Consider the following 20,396-nt stretch of genomic DNA (forward strand, 5'->3'; position numbering starts at 1 on the left):
CGCGGGTAGTTACACCAGGCCAGATGAGCAACCTCAGGTTCCAGCGCTGCCAGCAAAATGACATTCAGCCACTGACACTTAAACAGCACTTCACACCGGAGGTTAGCCAGGGCGAAGCGCGCTTCGATCAGTGCCTTGTCGTCTTGGTCCGGGCTTCCGTACAGGAAGCGGGACATGGCATCGAGCGGGGTGTGGGCGTTGCGAACGTCGGTGAGGATGCCGAACGTCGTGGTGCGGTTCAGCCGGCCCTCGTGGGCGGCTCGGGCCCAGCCGAGGAGGATCTGGTGGGCGTGGTCGCGCACGTCCGGCTGTCGCAGGGTCTGCATCCAGCCGTTGATCAAGAAGTCCCGGATGGCTGGGGCTGCTTGTGCCGCGCTCATGAGGGCGTCCAGGACGCTGTGTGTGGGGTCGGTGAGCGCTAGGAAAGCCCGGGGCCCGGCGAGATGAGTCGGGTATCTCTCGAACCAGGTCTCAACCGTGTCGACGACTCGTTGCAACCCGTCGGTACTCGCGGCCGCGTGTGTGCTCAGGGCACCGGCGGCGATGTGGGCTGCTTCGTCGTCGAGGGCCAGGATGTGGCGTAGCCGGACGAAGGCCATGTGCGGCCATCGCATCCCGTAGCGGCCGCTGCAGGCCTGAGCGACGACCCTTCGGCGATGGGAGTGGCCCTTTGTCGCCCAGTCCAGCAGTTGTTTGTGAGCGGCTCGCGCGAGTTCTTCGGTCTCCGCGGCTCGGGTGATGAGTGCGGTGACGATGCGAAGGCGTTGTTCGTCGGGGGAGGTGGTGGTCCAGGTGTCGAGGATAGGGAAGAAGGGGGATTCCACCGCTGTGATGGACAGGTCCAGCAGCCGGGATCCGATCTGCTCGGCCCAGTCTTTGGCGATGCCGTCAGGGGCCGTGATGCGGGCGAGCCAGTCCCTGGTTTCCTCTCGTTCATCGGCCCAGTGGTGCCAGTCCGTACGGATGGCGGAGAGGGCGAAGCCGGGGCGGCTGTGGAAGGCAGCAGTGTCGTCGGCCGTTTCGACACCGACGTCAGCCAGCCGACGCCGGGGGCTGCGGCCTTCCCGGTAGCGGCGTGCGAGCGCTTCATCGCGGGAGCCGAACGCGGTGGCCGCCTTGATGCACAGTTCGAGAGGGGCGCCTTCGAGGTAGGCAGCGGCAAGCAGCATCATCCGGTCCGGGCCACGGGTACCTGAGCCGGCGAGCTTCTCCTCCAGGAAGTTGGTCCACAGCAGGACCTCCTCCCGGATGCGCCGCAGTTCCCTGACCCCCTGCTGGTACTCCGGCGACTCGGGTGGGCGTTCCTTGTGTTCGGCAGCACGGGCGAGTCGATCGGGGTCGATGTTGCGCAGGCGTCCGGCGATCGCGACCGCGTCACCGGGGCTGACGGTGCGCGTGATGAGGTCGGACAGAATGCCCACGGTCCGGTCGGTGGCGGATTGGCGTAGCAGGCCGCGTGTCGCAGCACGCTGGGGATCCGCTTGCAGCCACCCCGCCTGTGCGTGACTGCCGGCATGAGCGAGGTGATTGCGTGCGACCTGGACTGCGTCAGGGCGTACCGCGCCGATCTCGAAGCGGTTGTCCCCGCGCCAGTCCCGCTGGCTGCCGGTGATGACCAGGCAACTGCCAACAGCGTGCAGCTCTTCCGCCCAGGCCATGAGGGCACGGGCGGCGTTCTCGGACATCAGGCGCGAGGCAGCATCGATCAGGTAGCCGTGCCCGGCGATCGGGTCAGGCAGGACTTCCCTTTCCGGGACCTCGTCGTCCTCCCAGTCGGCTGCGAGGTCATAGAGCTGGGGAGCGCCTGCGGGGGTAGCAAGGTGGGTGTGCAGGGCCCGGATTGCTGAGATACGCCGTCCCGTGCCGCGTTCTCCCACGATGACGGCGAGGCCATGTGCAGCAAGGAGATTTGCGGCCTGCTGCGGCGTGGGTGTGTGTGCCCAGAGCGGTTCCAGGGCTGCTTCTCGGTCACCGCGTGCAATGGCGATGACCGGTAGTTTTGGTCGGCCCGTGATGTTGATGTTGCCGGTGTTGGAACCTCCGACCTGGACGGTCGGGCCAAGGTTGCCGACAGCGGATTGCCCGAATAGCGGCGGGCTGGTGCGTGGCTGGGGTAAACCCTGCCCGTCTGGCGTGGTCACCTTCGCTCCGTGTTCAAGCTGCCGGAGTTGTCCCTGCCGATCTGGATGACGGAGCCGGTGTTGTTCTCCGCGCTCTGGTTCACCCCGCCCTGCTGTTCCTCCGGGTTGCGCCGTGCCATCGCCGCCAGGTCGTCGGCTGCTTCGGGGAAGTCTTCCACCAGGGTCAGCAGCCGCCGGTTCCACCTCTCCCGCAGGGCCGCTTGATCCAGCGTGGCCGCCTGCACCTGGTCAGCGTCGAGCCGGGCGAGCTGGCGTTCTTCCTCCTCCTGGCCACCGCGCCGGAAAAGTCGCGCTGCCAGAGAGCGCATCGACGCCCAGCTCTCCTTGGTCATCTCCGCGACCAGTGCAGCTGCGGCCGCCCCCGCCATTCCCACCAGCTGTGCCTGTTCCAACACGGCCCTCGCCCCCATCCAAGATCCACCGAGTGACTTAACGATCACTCATTGCAATCAAGAACGGTTCCAGAGAAGCCGGCAAGGAGAGACAGAGTTGGCGAGAATGACTGAAATCAGACGTTCGTCAGCATCACGTTACTGAAGATCACAATCCACCTGGTTAACAGTCGAATGGGGCCGGACAGGGTAGATCCTGGCCGACCCGACCCTCGTTCCGTCAGCCGAGGTCAACCGTCTCCGTGCGAATTCGGCCGAGGCCGGGCTGGACAGGGACGGCGGTGGTACGCCGTCCTGGCGCGCGACTTCCCAGCGCTTGATCAGCTCACCCTTCCAGCCCTTGTGCGGTGGCCACGGAACACCCCACTCAGCGAGCTGGTCGCGCTTCCAGCCACCGGCGGGCGTGCGGGCGGCTTCGATCTCTTCAGGTGACGGCAGGCAGTACAGGCATGTGGGATCAATGAACGGCTGGGCCGCGATGTCACCCGTCGGCGGTCGAAGCGGGTCATCGGACCAGTCCCAGTCGCCAACCGCCCCGGGGAAGCACGAGTAGACAGAAGGTAACCGACTCCCTTACTGGCATCCGACCCGATAGAGGACTTCGACAGCGCAAGGCCCGGACCAGGTGCCCGGGCCTTCGTCGTGCCCGGGATATTTTCTCCCGATCGCTGCTGTTCGAGCCCCGGCTTCCGGCCCTACGGGGTGAAGGGGGAGCCGTGCCCGCCAGGACGAGACGCAAGCACCTGAGTCCTGTCACTGTCCCGCTCGCCATGTCGAACTCACGTCGGAGGCAGTACCGATGACCACCCGCCAGACAACCGGGGCAACAGCCGCGCCGATCGCCGCTACGCTGAACACACCCACCCTGGGCCGGGCCGAAGCCCCACAGGGACGCTCTCCAGAGAGCCGCAGCAGGAACGCCGACCGCGAGGCGCGCGCCACCTCCACGCGGACGACACCACCACAGGTGTCCGCCGCCTCTGTTCCTCCGCCTCGTAGGAGACTCCCGATGTCTCGGGACCCGCACCCGCACTCCCCCATACCCATCCGACCCGAACCGCTCGGCCTGGCCAGCGCAGGGATGCTGTCGGAGACCCCACTGCTGTCGGTGCACGCCGCCGTGGTGTTCCTGGCGGCTGTCATCATCGGCCTCGTCATGGGCGGCCTCATGTTCCTCCACGACAAGTCCGTGCCCGCGGCCGTCGCGGCGGGCTTGGTGGCCGCTGGGGGCAGCGTTCCCGTGCTGCACAAGCTGATCGGTTGACCGGCGGTGGGGCCGCTGCACATGCTGCGCCCGGCCCCACCGCCTCCGTCAAGCGGCGTGGAACTGGTGGGCGGGGCCGCCGCGCCACTCCACCCACTGCGGGTCGTCCAGGATGGCCTCGGGTTCGGCGACGCCAGCGCCATCGAGGAACACGACCAGGTCGTGGTCGCTGTAGGCGGTGCCGAGAATCTCGCCCCGGCCGCTACTCGTAGACGTGCGCGAATATGTGGCTCACGAGCGCTTCCCTCTGCTTGGAGCATACGCACGAACGAGGGGGACACGGCCGTCCCGGATAGCGGCAACACTGCCGTTATCTGTCCGACGGCGACGAGGGATGTTCGAGCTACGGGAGTATAGGGACAGCTGTCGTGACCACCGTCTAGGCTCCCCCCATTCCGTAATACATGGGGGTGGCGGATGGATCCTGTGGTCCTCGGTGGCAGGCTGGCCTCCAGTCTAGTCGGCTCACTGATCAGAAAACTCTTCGTGGCGGACGGGCCTGGTGCTGGCCTGGTTGACAAGCCCGTGCGAATGAAGGACCTGGTCTCGTTTCGTGGTGAGAAGCGCACGCTAGGTGAGAAGGACGTGCACAAGCTCGCGGAGCATCTGGTCCAGGAAGCGATCAACTCGCCAGGCGAACGTCCCTTCCACACTCAGGAGCGGGGTGCCGTGGCCGATGCACTGGCCCGAAGGTTGCTCGCCCTAGGAGATCTGGACATGAGCGATGTCCAGGCCGTGCGGCTCGGTCATCGGGAAATGGCGCACAGATTGCGTCACGAGGGGCCCGATCCAGATGGGTTGTCATCCGATGCTCAGTTCTTCCTCGACTCCGCGACAGAGTGGGCCTGCCTGCAGATCCTGGAGTTCTTCACCCGCCGCTCGACTTTCGTGGCTCGTACCTTGGTGGAACAGACTCGGACGCAGGCTGACCTCGTCGCGAAGGTCGATGAGGTGCTCTCCCGTACCCCACGCCCGGGTGCTCGGGACACAGCCTTCGAGCGCGGCTACCTCAACTACATTGCCAAGAAGCACGGCAATCTCACGATCTACGGCATCGATCTCAGCAACTCGCCGGATCGATGGCCGCTGGACGCTGCCTACCTCAGCCTGGATGTAATCGGTCACCGGGAAGAACTCGGCTTCGGGCCAGAGGCGGCTTCCCCTGTCTCCTCTTCTGCCCCCGCCGATCAGACGCTGGCCGACCACGACCGAGTGCTGTTGCGCGGGGTTGCAGGCTCGGGCAAAAGCACGCTGATCCAGTGGTTCGCTGTGTCGGCGGCGACCGAACCCGCGGACCATATGACCTACCTCATCGGCCGGATCCCTTTCGTGCTCCCTCTGCGCACTCTCACCCGGCACGGCGAACGCCTGCCCTCCCCCGCGCGCTTCCTTGCCGCCGTCGGCTGCCCTCTGGCCGGCAGTCAGCCGGAGGGCTGGGAGCACCGCGTCCTGGCCAGTGGGCGCGGACTCGTCTTGGTCGACGGCCTCGATGAGGTGCCAGAGCCCGAACGCGAACGTACACGGACCTGGCTGCGCGATTTGGTGCAGACCTACCCCGGCAACCGGTGGCTCGTCACCTCACGCCCCTCCGCAGTCCGCGAGGACTGGCTCGCCTCCGACGGCTTCGCGGAACTCGGCCTCTCCGCAATGAGCCCATCGGATGTGGCAGCCTTCATCAAACGCTGGCACCGTGCGGCCGCCACCGGCGCACCCGACGAAGATGCCGTCCTGGCCACTTACGAGACCCAGCTGCGCGACGCCGTCCGCACCAAACCGGACCTGGGACGCCTTGCCACAAATCCGTTGATGTGCGGCCTGATCTGCGCCCTGCACCGGGACCGGCGTGGCTACCTCCCACATGGCCGCAAGGAGTTGTACGACTCCGCTCTCTCCCTGCTGTTGGTCCGCCGCGACCGCGAACGCGACATGGCATCCCCCGAGCTGAGCGAGGAGCCTCAGCTGCAGCTCCTCCAGCGACTAGCGCACTGGCTCATTCGTAACGGCCGTACAGAGATGGACCGCAGCCGGGCAGAGAGCATCATCGCGGAGGTACTGCCTGCGATTCCGGCGGCGCAAGTCGTCGGGGACGCAGCTGCCGTGCTGCGCCACTTCCTGATTCGCACCGGTCTGCTGCTCTCCCCGGGCCCGGACACGATCCACTTCGTACACCGTACTTTCCAGGACTACCTGGGGGCGCGGGCGGCTGTGGAAGCCGGCGACTTCGGCCTGCTGGTAGAGCACGCCGCCGACGACCAGTGGGCGGATGTCATCCGTATGGCGGTGGCACAGAGCCGGCCGCGTGAGCGGGCCGAGTTACTCAATCTACTGACGGCCTCCCCTGACAAGCGTGTCCACCTGCTGGCCATGGCGTGCCTGGAACACGCCACAGAGCTCGATCCGGCCGTGCGGCGCAGGGTCCAGGAGGCGGCGGCGACGCTGCTGCCTCCCCGCGTGGACACTGAGGTCAAGGAACTGGCACAGACCGGTCCGCTGATCCTGGAATTGCTACCAGGCCCGCGGGCACTGTCCGACGACGAAGCCGAGGCGGTAACGGCGACGGCAGCGCTGGTCGGCACGGACGCGGCGGTGCCAGTGCTGGCGCGATACCGGAACCATTCCGCGCAGGGAGTCCGGATCAATCTGATGCGGGCGTGGAATCTCTTCGATGCAGAGGTGTACGCCGACGAGGTAATGGCCCACGTCGACACCCACGACCTGTTCCTCTTCGCCACCTCGCCCTCACAGGTACGCGCCCTGCCACGCCTCGGCAATCGGACACGAATCGGCGTTACAGGCGACCACGCTCCTGCAGACATACTGAGGGCCTTGCCCGAGCGGGTGGAGTACCTCGGCCTCTACGAAAACACCCTGCTGAGCGACCTGCGGCCGTTCGCCTCTTTACCCTCGGTCCGGAACATGAATCTAGTGAGCTGTCCAGGAGTTGAGGACCTGACGCCTCTGACGGAGACGGGGTTGACCTCGCTGTTTATCCGGGACCTTGGCGGGACAGTCGGGCTGGAGCACCTCTCCACACTCCAAAATCTCACCACCTCGACACCCCTGCCAGGCGGGCTGTCCGCCCTCCCGCAGGATGCTCCTCTAACCACCCTGTCACTGGGAGGAAACGCCGTCGCAGAGACCGGACTGCGCGGTCTGAGCGCTTGGCCAGCGCTGGAATTCCTCAACATCCAAAACGATATGGGCGACCTGGACCCCAGCGACTGGGCCGAGATCGCCACACTCCCGCGTCTCAGCACGATAAGCATCGCGGTGGAGCACCTCCCCGGTCTCTTCTCCGCCCCGCACCTGCCCACACTCGAGGCTGTGTACGTGACGAACATTCGAGAAGACACTGACCTCACGCCACTATCCGACACCTGCCCACAGGTCCGCACAGTTCAGCTGCTTTCGGAACAGCACTCCACAGGACTGGAACCGGCCCCTTACCAGGCTCTCTTCCCCAGTGCCGAGGTCACAGTTCACCCCGCCCGCAACCTACTTTTCTGAACAGTCCGGCCCCGCGAAGAGGGCAGCGCTCGAATGCACCAGCCCGAGGATTTGATTCTGGCCGCTGCTGAGCCCAGGCTCTGGACCTCGTTCGTCTTCCGCCGATGGGCGTGGGCCCCCGATCCCGTCCCGGTTCGGGCCCACACGTGTGACGGAACGGGGATCAGCTCGGCTGGTCGCCGGTGTACCAGTAGACGTAACCACCGGCATTGACGCGCCATACGGTGCCGTCGGCGCCCGCGGCGATGTCGAAGGCCGTGCCGGGGATCTTGATCCACGGATTGGTACCGCATGTGGGATCAACGATCTGCGGGGCCGGGCTGTCACCCGCCGCCGTGCTCCCGTCGTCCGTTGATGAGCGTGGCCAGGCGCAGCGGCTTGTCGCTGGTGGCGCTGTGCCAGATCGGGTTCAGGGGGCCGTGTTCTTGGAGGTTGGGGAGGGTGGTGATGCCGACGGCGAGTTCGCGGCGGCGGATGCCACGCAGGGTGCGGATGCCTGTGAGGGTGTCGGTGGTTCGGTTGTCCAGGGCGGTTTTCTTCTTGTCTGCCAGGATGATCAGCAGGGGTGGGAACTTCATTTCTGCTCCGGCTCGGGGGTAGCGGGTGAACCAGTCCGGCAGTCCGGCGGGGCCCGCGCCGGTGGGGCGTGCGGGGCGCGGGCCGGTGGGTCGGTGGGTGTAGTGGCGGTAGCGGTCGTAGGCGGCGACCTTGTTGATCAGCTTGCCCAGCGACATGGTGGCGCGGTCCAGTTCGACGAAGACGTGCGGCAGGTTCTGGACGGGCAGGTGCAGCACGGCGTCCGGGATGAGCAGGCCGCCAGCTCCCAGCGGGTGGGCGACTTCGACCTCCCAGTCGCCGACCTCGCCCAGGGCCGTGCCGAATCTGGTGTCCGGCGCCAGATCGCGGCCGAACGCGATGGCCGTGTCGGTGACGGCCAGGGCGTGCGCGAAGGCCGGAGAGGCGGCGACGTGCTCACCGGTCACCGTCGTGGTGCGGTGCTCGGCGAGCCCGGCGCGGCGTGCCTCCGCGAGGCCGGCGTCGGTGAGGAACCAGATGTGCGGCCGCCGCTTGGTGTTCGCGGCCACCAGGCCGTCCTTCGCCATGCTGCGCAGGTGCTTGCGGATGGTGCTGGAGTCCGTCGCCATCGGAGTCAGCCAGGTGTGGAGCTGGTGGGGCGTGGCGACCCGGGTGCAGGCGAGCAGCTGCAGTATCCGCAGATCATGTTCCACTCCGTACTCGGTGGAAGCAGGTACTAGGGAGGAGTCGGCACCCCGGACGAAGGGGGAATCCCCCTTGCGAGCAGGCACAACGCTCTCGGGGCCCGCGTCGGCTGTGAGTCCGGCATCGGGCCCGTGAGTGGGTCCGTGAGTGTGCCCCTGTCCGGGCAGCGTCTTCGGGTCCTGGGACAGGTTGTGTGTCGGCGTGAAGGCCGGCTCGGGCATCGGGTGGGCGGTGGTCGTCACGGTGGTCTTCTCCTGCCGGTCGGCTCCGCACCCCTCGGACGAGAGGCGCGGCCCTGGCGCGCACAGCAGGAAGCGGTGCCGTACGCGCCAGGGCCGGCGCCATCGTGCAGAGCCACCCCTTGTCCGCTGTCTGATCGCGGCCGCTAGCCAGGGTGGTCAAGGGAAAACGCGGCGCTCGCGGCAGTACGGCCGACCTGGACGAAGGGTCGGCCGCCAGGGCCTGCGTCCGAGTCGAAAGCTGGACAAGGGGGCCGGGTTTGCCCCTGGCGGACCGATTGATCACATTCTCTGGAGTGGGGGAGAAATCTCTGGTCTCTGTCCACAGGGGCGCGGCTGAATCCTGCTGGGGAGTCGTCGTGATTCACGCGGTGACCGCAGTTGAGGAGATCTCATGCCGTATCTGATCCCGCCCCGTACGCCGCTCACCGAGGAGCAGGTGGAGCGCGCCTTCGACTACGTCATCGCGTTGCAGCTGGGCGGTGGGAGCCATGTCGCCGGCCGCGCGGACGCCGACCCGGAGCTGCCCTTCCTGCTGCTGCGGCTGGCCGAGGACATCGTCTTCCCCGCCACCGCCGTCTCGGAAGATGACGACCCGTGCTCGGACTCCTTCGCCCTGGACGAGGTCGGGTGCATCCTGCTGTCCGCGCTGCGGGACTGGGCGCGGGACTCCCCCACCACCGGCGCGCTGGGCATCGCCCGCACCATCATCCGGTTCACGTTGGACGTCATCCCGGACCCCGATGACGAGGACACCGCCACCACTCTGGAGACGATGCGGGACGAGCACCGGGACCGCGCCCGGACGATGCACCCCCCAGCCGGCGCCCACCAGTAGCCGCGCCTTGGCCGCACCGAGTGGATGCCCACCCGGTGCGGCCAGCACCTCCACGCGGTGGGCTCCACTGAGTGGAGCCCACTCGATGCGGTGTTCCGGGTGCGCCCGGTGCGGCGCGTTTCCTCTTGACACGGGCCCGTGTCAAGACATCTCAGGGGCTAAGAAGTCAAGCTGGCCTCCTGGGAGATCGGCTTGTGGGCAAGGAAGCTGGCGATCTTCCATGTCAGCTTTTCGTCGGGCTCCTGCACCAGCTGAGCGTCGATGGTGAACCCGGCCCGGTTCAGCAACTGCGCAAGCTGGCCTGGAGGCAGGCGATAGGACTCGAAGGACACGGGAAGGCCGCCATAGGCCTGTGTAGGACGACGGTGCTCACCGGAACCGACGTGACCCACGAGGAGAAGATGCCCACCGGGTGCCAGGGTGCGGTGGAACTCGGCAAACACGAGCGGCAGCAGCTCGGGGGGCGTGTGATGGGTGGAGTAGAAGGCCAGGATACCGCCGAGCGCGTCGTCTGCGAACTCCAGGGCGGTGATGGAGCCCACCGAGAACGGCAGGTCCGGAAAGGCGGTGCGCGCCAGTTCGATCATCTTCGGGGACACGTCGATGCCGATCGGCGACACCCCGAGCCCGGCGAGGTGCGCCGTCACTTTGCCCGGGCCGCAGCCCAGGTCTGCGACCGGTCCGAGGCCAGATGCCTGCACAAGTTCGGCGAACGCGGTCAGCATCGAGCGTGACAACGGGTCCAGCTCTGATGGGGGCTTGACGAGGGCGGCGTAGGCGTTGGCCACGGTGTCGTATGACTCCCGGACCTCAGACAGGTAAGAAGGCTCAGTCACGCGGGGACTCTAGACGGCTGCACTGACATCGCCGCTGCCCGGGCTTCTGGGTCCCGCAGGAGCTTGGAGGAGGGGTGCGAAGGCGTGTTGTTCGTCGAAGTGCTGCTGGGTCTGGAGGCAGTGGTGAAATTGGCCGAGGAAGCGGTTCAGCAAGTGCCGTTGTGCGGCGGCGTGCCAGTCTCCGTGCTCGCGTCGGCGTCGGTAGTGCGCGTTGGCTCCGGGTGAGGCGGTGAGGGCGGCGAAGGCCCAGAGGAAGCCGGCGTTGATGAGGCGGTTGTTCTTGACGAAGCGGCGGCCGACGAAGCGCTTTTTGCCGGAGGCCCGGGTGATGGGGGCGGATCCGGCGTACGACTTCAGCGCCCTGGCGTCGGCGAACCGTACCCGGTCGTCGCCCAGCTCGGCGAGTACGCGGGCGCCGAGCATGGGACCCAGGCCTGGGAAGCTGAGCAGGATCTCGCTGTCGGCGTGCTGGTGAAAGGCGGCTGTGGCCGCCTTCGCGAGGTCGTCCGCGGCCTCGCAGGTGGCGTCCAGCTGCTTGAGCAGGGCCAGGAGCTGGTGGCCGAAGGCGTCCTCGACGCCGGGCAGCTGGTGGGCGTACTCGGCGCGGAAGACGTCTCGCAGCCGCTCGGCTTCCGCGTCGCAGCCGCGGAGGCGGCCACTGCGTTTGAGGGCGCCCCGCAACTGGGCGAGGGTGAGCTTCGCGGCCTTGGAGGGGGTTGGGGCCAGAGTGAGGATGACGCGGGCGTCAGCCCTGGTCAGACCGCCTTGTTTGCCCTGGAAGGCCAGCAGAGCAGCGGGGTAGTACTCGCGTAGGAGCGAGCGGACCTGGTTGGCGACCTGCTGCCGAGTCCAGACGGCGTCCTGCTGGGCTCGGGCCAGGACCGTGATGACTTGGGCGAGTTCGGAGTCGGCCGGCAAGGGCCGGTGGGCGTGCATGTCGGTGCGCAGGATGTTCGCGAGGACCAGGGCATCGCCCGGGTCGGACTTCTTGCGGCTGACGCCGTGGCGGTCCCGGTAGCGGGCGGCGGCGAGCGGGTTGATCGCGAAGACCTGACGGCTGCCGGTGCGCAGGCTCGCGACCAGGAGGCCGTGGCTGGTCTCGATGGCCACCGGTATCGGATCTTCTGGGCTGTCACCGTGCTCGGCCAGGATGGCCAGGAGCTTGTCGTAGCCGGCCGCGTCGTCAGTGATACGGGCCTTTGCGAGCAGAGTGCCAGCTATGTCGACGAGCGCGACGTCGTGGTGGCGCTCTGCCCAGTCGATCCCGCAGAACACGGTCAAACTATCCTCCTAGATCCGTCTGTTTATGCAGGTCACGAGCACATGCGGGTCACGCGGCGCCCTAATCCAAGGACTCGTTGGTCCGCCATCTCAGTAGCCGTTCGCAACACCAGCGCACTCCAGGGGCTCGATCTTTCGGCAGAGCTCGCGGGCTCGCGGATAAACAAGAGGTTGACCCTGGAGCGGGCTCGCGCCGTGACGGTCAACGTCCGGGCAGTCCCCGGGAGTTTCGCGGTGACCACGGAGGCGCCGGGCTGCGCCGCTCTTGACAGAGGCCTCAAGGGCCCGGGGAAACGGAGGCATCAGCCCGGCGCCCGCGTCATCACCGCGAACCCCGCATCGGACAGCGATGCCGCTCTTTGAGGAGGCCTTGACGGCCAGGGGGGATCCAGGCATTTGCTGTCCTGTGCGAGCAGTCGTCCCGGGTCGTTGCATGGGCCCGGGACGACTGCTTACGCACTGGATTAGGGGAAACGTGCGCCCGCCCGAACCTGGACAAGGGGTCGCTGCCCTCCCGCCCGGAGGCGGACAAGGGGTCGGGCCGCCGATGCGTACGACCCGGACGGTGCGCACCGGGTGCGTGCGGAGCATCGGATGCCGAACATCGTGGTGCGCGCGAGAATGCCGGGCATCGTCGCGAAGCGCACCGGGTGCGGTGGCGGACTTCGTGGTGCGCACCGGAGTGGCGTCCATCGTTATCCGGTGCGCACCACGGTGGAGTCCACTCGATGTCGTGCATCGCCACTGGATGCTGAACATCGTCGGCTCCACTCGGTGGACGATGCCGGGCATCGTCACCACAGCCAGGCGTTGGAGTGCCGCACCCCGGGACAGGGCGCGGGCATCGCGGCGCGCGGCCGCGTTGCCGATCCGGCTCTGCGGGGAGCGGGGCCGGCGCGACTGCGAGGCGGCGCTTCCCGGCGTCCTGGAGCCGGCGCCGCTGCTTGTGCAGCTCCAGCTTCTCCGCCGCTTTCGACTTCCGCTTCCGGGGCCGCTTCCAGACCGGCTGCCACCCCAGGTCCGCGTCGAGCTTGGGCCCCTGGTCCTCGTCGAGCGCGGCGGCCATCTTCTTGTGGGCTGCGCGGGCTCGGGCGAGGGCGTCCTCTACTCCCGGGATCTCCGGGTTCTCCTCCGGTGTGGTCATGCGACTCCTCCAGTGGGTGTCCGGCCCGGCGTCTGTTGCACGCCGGGCTGCTGGGTGTGCGGTGGCGGGGACGTCGCCGGGGCGGGTTGCGGCGCGGAGTGGAGGGCGGCGGCGCGCTCCCTGACGCCGTCCTGGAGCTTGGCGGCCATCTTGGCGGCGGCCTCGATCGTGGCCCGGGTCTGCTCCAGCGCGGCAACATCGGTCCCCTGCTCCTGGGCGCGGCCGGCCTTCCGGTCCGCACGCGAGAGCCGCGGGACGGACCTCGAGGCGCCGGGCACGGCGACGGTGTGCGGACGGAAACGGGAGCCCAGACGCTCCGAGCGGCGCACCGCGTGAACCCGGGCGGAGAGCGCGTCGGCGGCCAGCCGGGCCCTCGCGTAGAGGGGGAGCATCCGGTTGCGGGTCAGCGGGCGCAGCACGGCCTGGTCCTCCGTGTCGCGCGGGTACAGGGCGTGCAGGTCGGCGGTCATCTTGAAGCCCCGGCCGACGGGGCGGGTGTAGTCGTCGACGACCGCCTGCACGATCCGTTCGTCCAGGCCGGGCTGGTGCGGGCGGCCGCGCAGGACGTAGGAGAGGTAGCGGCGCGCTTCGGCGAGCAGGTGGTGGCGCTTGAACGCACCACGCATCACGTAGACCACGGCCAGGGTGTCGACGGCCGCCAGGACGACGTCGACCACCGGCCGCACCCGCGCCCACACCGCCGCGGCCGCCGCCCGCGCCCGCTCCGCGAGCCGGTCCACGACGTCGGCGCCGAACGCAGCGATGGCCGACTCCCGCCACCCCTCGCGCAGCTCGGACAGCGACCGCGGCTCCTTACGCTTGGGCGGGCGCGTCCGGTCGGCGGCCCGGCAGGCCAGCCCGTAGGCGGCCCTCTCCCCCGGCTCATGCCCGTGCTCCTCCACATACTGGGCAGTGAGGACGAACAGCGCTTCCTCGATCTGCTGACGGCGCGTCGACTGCCAGCCGATGAGCCGCTGGTCGATTCCCGCGATCTCCATGACGGGCCGGCGGCCGGGTGTCACCTCTCGCGGCTCCCACGCCCATCCGAGCCGGGCGGACACCTCCTCCATGAAGTAGAGGAGGTACAGGGTGTCGGCCACAACGATGTGGGCGAGCAGCGTGTCCGCCGACACGTTGCCCCACGTCCCTGCCCCGGCCGGCCGCCGGGCGCGGATCGACACCACGGCGTGATCGTGGAGCAGCGGCTTCGACTCGGCAGCTCGGGACTCGTAGTGCCGGAACACCGCGACGATCAGCCCGTCCTTCACCGGGGCGCGGTGCTTGCCGCCGCTGCCCCAGCGGATCTGCGCGACCGACTCCCCCAGCCACTTCAGCGTCTTGTCCACGGCGGTGTCCTGGCACGACTCCAGCACCAGGCGCCGCTGGTCATCCATCAGCGCCCACGCGATGTGCGCCGTCGGCGGCGGCCGGAACGTGAGGTCCATGCCCAGCCAGGGGGTGCGCTCTTTGGCCTTCTCGGTCTTCGGGGAGCGGTTGTGCTCGATGGGCCTGCCCAGCACGGTCGCCCGCCGGGCCTTCGCCGGATCGTCGCCCGCCTCCAGGCGCTCGCGCTCGATCCGGTCGGCGTCCGGGTGCCGGCCTTCCCCCAGGAGCAGTTCGGCCTGCCGCTCGGTCACCACGTCCCCGGCCGTGAGGCCGACCGCGGCCAGGCCCTGGCCCCTCCAGATCCCGGGCGGGACACCAGCCTCGTCCTGGGCGACGCGCAGCGGCGTACCCGCGGGGCGGTGGCCATCGCCGACCATCACGCCGCGGAAGTAGTACCGCCACCCGTCACCCGGACGGACCTCCGATTTGCTGATCACCGGGCCATGGAACACCGGCTTTGACCTGCGGAAAAGCGCGATCCGGAGTCCTTCCCGCCGGGCGGGAGGCCATCACCGAATCTTTACCGTGGGGCCCGCCAGGCGGGCCGTCACACCAGCCCGAGACGGTAAGCCGCCGACGTGTGCACAGTCCGCCGCATGAACACGAAGCTGCTCCACGGAGACCTCTGCCCGCTGTGCCGTCGCCCCCTCACGCTGCGTACGACCGTCGAAGTCCGCTCGAACACGCCGTACCGCAGCCGGACCGACATGGTGCCCCACTGCGAGAACTGCGCCGGCGACATGACCCGCGCACAGGAGTGGGCCGACCTGATGCGCGCCCGCTACGAGAGCTGACCCCGGCCGTGCGAATGCTGCGCGCCGCCCCACGAGCACCACCAGCCACGAAAACGCATGGCAACCGACTCCAACCGTCATCGAGCACGCACCATTGCACCGCACCCCCGACAACCCACCACCGCTGAGCACACCACGTCACCGACGCCCTTCAACACGAACAGCCACCACCGCCCCCGGCCGACCGGTCGGGGGCTTCGTGCGTCCTGGAGGTTCACCGTGCCTACGTACGAGACCCTGCCGCGCTTCGCTGCCGACCTGGGCCGCCTCACCCCGGAACAGCGCCGCAAGTTCCGCCAGACCGTGGCGGCCTTCATCGAGGATCTGCGCGCCGGAGGACGCTTCCGCGCTGGCCTCCGCGAAGCGAGCGAGTTGGCAGGATCCTGTCCCTGACCAGCACGGAACCCGCGCGCCACACAGTGGTCAAGTGCGGTGTCGCGTGCGAGTTCGGTGCCGAGCCGCCAGACGGGTCCGCCTCGTCTCGTCCACTCACCCAGTGAGAGCGGCACCGGAACTGCTCGACGGTCATGTTCTTCCCGGCGACCGGCATCTCGAAGGAGACGCGGGCCAGGAGCCCAGGTCTCCCTAGTGGGACCGGATCGAGCCGCTGATGTCTGCGGATCCGGTCACGGTGCGGCATCCGGACCAGACTCTTCGGCCCGCCTGGGCAGTTCGCAACTGGGACGTCGGCAGCCTTGCGACCTGGCCAGCCCCCGGCGGCGCTCGATCCCAGGGAACCCGTACGTATGATCGATCATCTGTGGCCGTTCGTCACCCAGATGGGTAGCGTGGCCGACGGGCAGGTTTACGCCCAGCAACACGGGGGTGCTGACGATGTCGTTCGAAGAGGAGTGGGCCGCGGACAAGGCAGCCGTGACCATGAGATTGAACCAAGCCGGCAGTACAGGCGGTTCGACGACGCCGGGCTCGGCCGACTACGTGGTCGAAGACGACGACCTCGGCGAGATCGGCCATGCCGCCAACGGGCTCTTCAACGGCCTGGAGCCCGCAGGCAAGCACGCAAGCGCGGCGAGCGAGAGTGCCGGAAGCAGCCTGAAGGGTGACGGCTTCGACACCGGTGCCGCGCTCTCGGAGGTGAACAAGACCTGGGAGACGCAGGCGAAGACCCTCCTCCAGGCATGCGCGCACATCTCCAACCACCTCGACTACACGAAGAAGTCCAGCAAGGCCAACGACGAGTGGATCGGAGCGCAGCTGCGCATCATCGGACCCGTTGCGCCGGGCAGCGAGGGTGCCGTGTCCGCGTCCAAGATCAGCCAGCTCTTCCGGTAAGGAGCCCCAGCGATGCCCACGTTCGAGCAGCTCCTGAATGCCAAGCTTGGTCCGATGGACACCGCGGTCACTCAATGGACCGAGATGATCGCCAAGCTGACGCGCCTCAAGACCGATGCGTCGGCCATGAAGAGCAAGGCCGACAAGTCCACCTGGCGGGGTGAGAACGCCTCCGTGACGAAGGAGTTCGTCGCGAAGACGGCCAAGGAGTTCGGTGATGCCGTCATCGAGGCGGAATCCGTTCGCGACCTTCTCCAGGACGCCCACACTCTGTTCAAGACCGCCCATGACGACCTCAAGGCCACGTACGAGACCCCTCCGCCGGGCATCACCATCTACCAGAACGGCGTGCTCAGCCATCGTGTCCACCCCGACCGCCGGTCGAAGGACAGCACCGAACCGATTGCCACCGAGGCGCAGTTCGAGGCGTTGCGCGGCAAGATCGAAGGCATCCTGAAGCGGGCCAACGAGGCCGACGAGCTGTGTGCCTGGGGCCTGCGCGCGCTGATCAAGAATCACCCCAACGACTTCGGCAGCACCGACCTCGGCGGGGTCGCCGATGCGAAGACGATGCGTGCGGAGGAGAAGCAGCAGGCCGAGAACGGCCGCGAGGCCGCCAAGCTGTACGCCCGCTGGGAGCACCTCGACGACAAGGAGCGCGAGCGGCTGCTCAAGCTGGCCGAGGGCGGCAAGGACTCGCCGGCCTTCGCCGAGCAGCTGATGACCAACCTCAGCTACAACGGTCGCGACCAGCAGGAGGCCGTGCTGCTGCTCGCCGGTGATCTGGAGCACGGCGGCCGCGACGGCCAGCTCTCCGCCGCCGACGCCCGCCTCTACAAGGCCCTGTCCGGCTCCCTTGCCACCGCCACCGGACCCGACTCCTCGATAGGTTCCCCCGGCGGTGTCACCTCGGCCTGGACCGACAAGCTCATCACCACGGCCCGCGACGGCAACGGCCTGCCCACGCGCCACCCCGGCGCCATTGGGGGCGGCGCCGCGCCCCTGAAGGACCTCACGGACCTGATGGCCGCCGACGCCGGCGCAAGGCGTACGACCCGAACGACAAGAGCGCGTCCCCGTACGACAAGGACAAGGGCGACCCGGTCTATGGCGAGGCGTTTCTGCACGAGGTCGGCGACACCATCCGCGAGTGGGAGACGGACAGCGACGACGCCTACGACGGCGTCATGAAGAACTGGCAGGGCACGCAGGAGGACCCGGTGAAGGGTCTGATGAACGCCATGAGCCGCAACCCCTCCGCCTCCACGCACTACTTCGACCCGAACACCACGGACAACCTCAAGTACTTCCTGGAGGACCGCAAGTGGCCGGGCGGCGAGGTCGAGTTCAGGATGCCCGAGGAGACGCAGCGCACCTCGGCCCGCACCGAGTTCGGCGCCGCCCTGGAGGCCGCGGCCACCGGCCGTGAGCCGGGCAGTCCGCTGCACGGCGTCCCCGCCCAGCACGACGGCGCGCAGGCCGCGATCTTCGAGCGGATCGCCAAGGAGTACACCGGCGAGCAGACCTACGGGACCCAGAGCTCCGTGCCCCTGGCCATGCGCACGAGCATGGGCAACATGATCGGGGACTACGCCTCGGACGTGCACCAGATCCTCGGCAAGAACATGGACGGGCCGACCGACTTCAACAACCTCACGATCGAGCGGGGCGACCTCACCCGTCTCATGCGCGGCGTCGCCGAGGACCCCAAGGCGTTCGGTGTCATGCACCACTCTCAGAGCGTGGTGATTGCCGAGGGACTGAACGGCTTTCCGCCGGACTCGTACCGCAAGGAGGATCCCGAGATGCGCGCCTGGGTCAAGCAGTCGGCGTCGGTTCTCGGCCACCTCGACGGCGTGCGCGGCGACGTCATCTATGACCTCGGCCAGGCGGAGAAGGACACCAACGCCTGGAACCAGAGGATGAACTACCACGCCATCGGCGCACCCCTGACGGCCATCCCCGTCGTCGGCGACGCGCTCCAGCGCACGGTCGACGCCGGCACGGCCGGGTACATGAACGAGCTCAACGCCAAGGTCGACGAGGAAACTCGTAAGAACATGGTCAACCACTTCGAGAACGGCGAGGACCAGATGAACGCCATGATGCGGAAGATGGCGACCGAGAAGGGCATCACGACGGAGGAACTGGACGCGAGCCCGGGCGAGTACGAGGACGGTCTCCAGACGACTGCCGAGAACTGGTACCAGCAGGGTATCGAGGACGCCCAGAAGAAGATGGGACAGCCGTAGACATGGACAGGAAGTGGCTGCCGCTGACCATCGTGCTCGGCGCCGCCGGGGTGGGCGTCGTGACGGCGAGTTTCTGGCCTGACGACGAGAAGCCGCCGCTACCGCAGACGCTGTGTCATGGGGCGCTCAGCCGGCAGACGGCGGAACTGATCGACGATGGCAAGGGGGGCGAGGTCAGCACGGAGGAGTGGAAGAGAAAGAGCAAGAGCACCGATTACGCGGTGTTCAAGGGGTGCCAGGTGCTGCGTGCCAACGCGGACAGCGACTCCCCCCGAGGGGTCTACACCCTGATCATCGAAGACAACCGGAACGACCCTCACTACAAGCCCAAGAACTCTGTCCCCCTCGGCCCCGGCTTCACCGGCTGGGCGCTTCCCGATAAGGCCGAGGCCAACCTGCCCGCCGGCTGTGCCGCCCGCATGGGCTCGACGGCGCCGAACATCACGGTGACGCTCATGGCGCCCTCGAAAAAGGGGGAAGAGGAGGAGAAGGACCTCGTCGACCGGGACGCCCCCGCGATCCGCAACAATGCGGCCGTGGTGCAGGAGGCCGCCACCAAGCTCGCCAAGAAGTACCGCTGCGGCGCCTGACCGTCGCCTGACATTGATCTTGGTCGACACGGCTCCAGCAGGACCTCCAGGCTCTGAGCGTCACCCGGGCAGCCCCGCGGTGCGCTCGGGGCGGGCGGTGCCGACGTAATGCATGGCGGTCTTCTCTGTGATCCCAAAGAGCCGCATCAGCCTGAGCGGGTCGGCGGTTTCGGCAGTGGCTTTATCGAGCAGTCATAGAGATCAACGAAGCCAGATCCGGAGACCGGTGGTCCGGGGCAACCCGTTGTCGACGGCGAACCTCTTGAACGTGGGATAGGACGCGGCGAAACCGATCACACCCACCAGGGGCACCCCGAAAGCGGCCACGGCCACGAGCAGCCAGCCCACCCCCCGGACCCCCTTCGTGGCCCCGGAGGGTGCCCCTGACGGTCCGTCCGCTCGCACAGAGGTGGCAGGACCGGATTACCCTGTCGTGGCAGGGTGCTGTCGGGGTGTTGAGGGGATGAAGTTGACGTGGACCGTTTGTCTGGGGTGCTGAGCAGTGAGTACTTCTGTGTGACGGCGGTCCGGGGGTTGACCCAGCAGGACCTTCTTGACCGCTTGGAGATCGTGGTCCAGGGAGCTTTGCGGGAGTACCGGCTGGACAACGCGATCGAGCATTTGGGGTTCGATAGCTGGGGTGTCCGGATCTATGAGCCCGCCGATGCTGAGTGGATCTACCTGTTCGATGTGAACGGGCAGACGGGTGTCGCGCACATGGAGCCGGTGCTGCGGCGGCTGTCGCGGGGTACGGAGGCGATCAGTGTGTGGTCGCTTCTCGACTCCACCACGCATGTGACCCAGGCTCGCGATGGGGAGGTCATCGCGACGTGCAGCACGTGGCTGTTCGAGCCTGCGGCCGGGTCGGACCCCGACCGCCTCAATACAGCTCTGCGGCATGCCGGCTTCTTCCTGGAGGATGAGCCGGAGGAATTTGACGACGCCCGTGCTGCTCTGGAGGCGGTGGAGACTGAGTTCGGTCTTCGAGTGGAAGCCGGTGCTGTCAAGGGGCCGCTGCCCACCGTTTTCGTGTCCTCACAGTTGAGCTGAACGATGGGCAGCGAATCTCACCTCGGGGTCAGGATGATGTGACCTTGAGCCAGAATCCGTCGTTGTCGGCCAGTCGAGCCGTTTGGACGAAATTGCCGTAGGCGCCGCCGGCATAGGAGTTACTGAGAGGGCAGTTCGTAAGGTGATGTCTGTTTCTGGGTGAGGTTG

At 67.7% G+C, this 20,396-nt stretch carries 17 protein-coding genes and 1 pseudogene; 10 read left to right on the top strand and 8 right to left on the bottom strand.

Translation table 11 applies throughout. The features are described from left to right. On the bottom strand, positions 1-2,141 hold a 2,141-nt coding region (locus tag AB0I83_RS27685; protein ID WP_363306557.1), incomplete at its 3' end, for a hypothetical protein. Further along, entirely contained in the window at positions 2,138-2,536 is a 399-nt protein-coding gene (locus AB0I83_RS27690; RefSeq protein ID WP_363306558.1) for a hypothetical protein, read from the bottom strand. The genes AB0I83_RS27685 and AB0I83_RS27690, both read right to left, overlap by 4 nt. A 1,006-nt stretch (positions 2,537-3,542) precedes the next feature. On the opposite strand from AB0I83_RS27690, the gene AB0I83_RS27695 reads away from it, so the two are divergent. After that, positions 3,543-3,797 (top strand): hypothetical protein, encoded by a 255-nt coding sequence (locus AB0I83_RS27695; protein WP_363306559.1) that lies wholly within the window; start codon positions 3,543-3,545, stop codon positions 3,795-3,797. Between the two features lie 417 nt (positions 3,798-4,214). Beyond that, a complete protein-coding gene (locus AB0I83_RS27700) occupies positions 4,215-7,304 on the top strand; it encodes an NACHT domain-containing protein (protein WP_363306560.1) in 3,090 nt (1,029 codons plus the stop codon). A 323-nt stretch (positions 7,305-7,627) separates the two neighbouring features. Here AB0I83_RS27700 and AB0I83_RS27705 read toward each other — a convergent pair whose 3' ends face one another. After that, the gene (locus AB0I83_RS27705; RefSeq protein WP_363306561.1) at positions 7,628-8,533 is read right to left on the bottom strand and encodes a replication-relaxation family protein; all 906 of its coding nucleotides are present in this window, start codon (positions 8,531-8,533) and stop codon (positions 7,628-7,630) included. 625 nt (positions 8,534-9,158) lie between these two features. On the opposite strand from AB0I83_RS27705, the gene AB0I83_RS27710 reads away from it, so the two are divergent. After that, the gene (locus AB0I83_RS27710) at positions 9,159-9,602 is read left to right on the top strand and encodes a hypothetical protein (RefSeq protein ID WP_363306562.1); all 444 of its coding nucleotides are present in this window, start codon (positions 9,159-9,161) and stop codon (positions 9,600-9,602) included. A 158-nt stretch (positions 9,603-9,760) separates the two neighbouring features. Here the strand turns inward: AB0I83_RS27710 and AB0I83_RS27715 are convergent, their stop codons facing one another. The 4 genes and pseudogenes from AB0I83_RS27715 to mobF all read right to left on the bottom strand — a co-directional run bounded on the left by AB0I83_RS27715 (position 9,761) and on the right by mobF (position 14,626). Beyond that, positions 9,761-10,438 (bottom strand): class I SAM-dependent methyltransferase, encoded by a 678-nt coding sequence (locus tag AB0I83_RS27715; RefSeq protein ID WP_329212013.1) that lies wholly within the window; start codon positions 10,436-10,438, stop codon positions 9,761-9,763. A gap of 9 nt (positions 10,439-10,447) precedes the next feature. Then, entirely contained in the window at positions 10,448-11,719 is a 1,272-nt protein-coding gene (locus AB0I83_RS27720) for an IS110 family transposase (RefSeq protein ID WP_363306563.1), read from the bottom strand. A gap of 794 nt (positions 11,720-12,513) precedes the next feature. Continuing rightward, positions 12,514-12,863: pseudogene (locus AB0I83_RS27725) on the bottom strand (hypothetical protein). Next, positions 12,860-14,626 carry a MobF family relaxase gene (gene mobF / locus AB0I83_RS27730; RefSeq protein WP_363306628.1) on the bottom strand — a complete coding sequence of 589 codons (1,767 nt, stop codon included), beginning with the start codon at positions 14,624-14,626 and terminating at the stop codon, positions 12,860-12,862. Before mobF ends, AB0I83_RS27725 begins: the two are co-directional and overlap by 4 nt. Before the next feature lie 219 nt (positions 14,627-14,845). Between mobF and AB0I83_RS27735 the strand changes: the two genes are divergently transcribed. From AB0I83_RS27735 to AB0I83_RS27760, 6 genes are all read left to right on the top strand, one after another. Continuing rightward, a complete protein-coding gene (locus AB0I83_RS27735; protein WP_363306564.1) occupies positions 14,846-15,043 on the top strand; it encodes a hypothetical protein in 198 nt (65 codons plus the stop codon). Positions 15,044-15,262: 219 nt separating this feature from the next. Beyond that, on the top strand, positions 15,263-15,436 hold the full coding sequence (locus AB0I83_RS27740; RefSeq protein WP_363306565.1) for a hypothetical protein: 174 nt from the start codon (positions 15,263-15,265) through the stop codon (positions 15,434-15,436). A gap of 486 nt (positions 15,437-15,922) precedes the next feature. Continuing rightward, a complete protein-coding gene (locus AB0I83_RS27745) occupies positions 15,923-16,336 on the top strand; it encodes a hypothetical protein (protein ID WP_363306566.1) in 414 nt (137 codons plus the stop codon). Between the two features lie 12 nt (positions 16,337-16,348). Then, the gene (locus tag AB0I83_RS27750) at positions 16,349-17,527 is read left to right on the top strand and encodes a hypothetical protein (protein ID WP_363306567.1); all 1,179 of its coding nucleotides are present in this window, start codon (positions 16,349-16,351) and stop codon (positions 17,525-17,527) included. Continuing rightward, on the top strand, positions 17,458-18,588 hold the full coding sequence (locus tag AB0I83_RS27755) for a DUF6571 family protein (protein ID WP_363306629.1): 1,131 nt from the start codon (positions 17,458-17,460) through the stop codon (positions 18,586-18,588). The genes AB0I83_RS27750 and AB0I83_RS27755 overlap by 70 nt, the downstream gene beginning before the upstream one ends. A gap of 2 nt (positions 18,589-18,590) precedes the next feature. Further along, positions 18,591-19,178: a hypothetical protein gene (locus AB0I83_RS27760; RefSeq protein ID WP_363306568.1), complete on the top strand. Its 588-nt coding sequence runs from the start codon at positions 18,591-18,593 to the stop codon at positions 19,176-19,178. A gap of 201 nt (positions 19,179-19,379) precedes the next feature. On the opposite strand, the gene AB0I83_RS27765 is transcribed toward AB0I83_RS27760, so the two are convergent. Continuing rightward, the gene (locus AB0I83_RS27765; RefSeq protein WP_363306569.1) at positions 19,380-19,526 is read right to left on the bottom strand and encodes a hypothetical protein; all 147 of its coding nucleotides are present in this window, start codon (positions 19,524-19,526) and stop codon (positions 19,380-19,382) included. A gap of 126 nt (positions 19,527-19,652) precedes the next feature. Between AB0I83_RS27765 and AB0I83_RS27770 the strand changes: the two genes are divergently transcribed. Beyond that, positions 19,653-20,228, top strand: a complete 576-nt coding sequence (locus tag AB0I83_RS27770) for a DUF6461 domain-containing protein (RefSeq protein ID WP_363306570.1) — start codon at positions 19,653-19,655, stop codon at positions 20,226-20,228. Positions 20,229-20,396 lie beyond the last annotated feature (168 nt).

It is taken from the genome of Streptomyces sp. NPDC049970 (assembly GCF_040660235.1).
Taxonomy (GTDB): domain Bacteria; phylum Actinomycetota; class Actinomycetes; order Streptomycetales; family Streptomycetaceae; genus Streptomyces.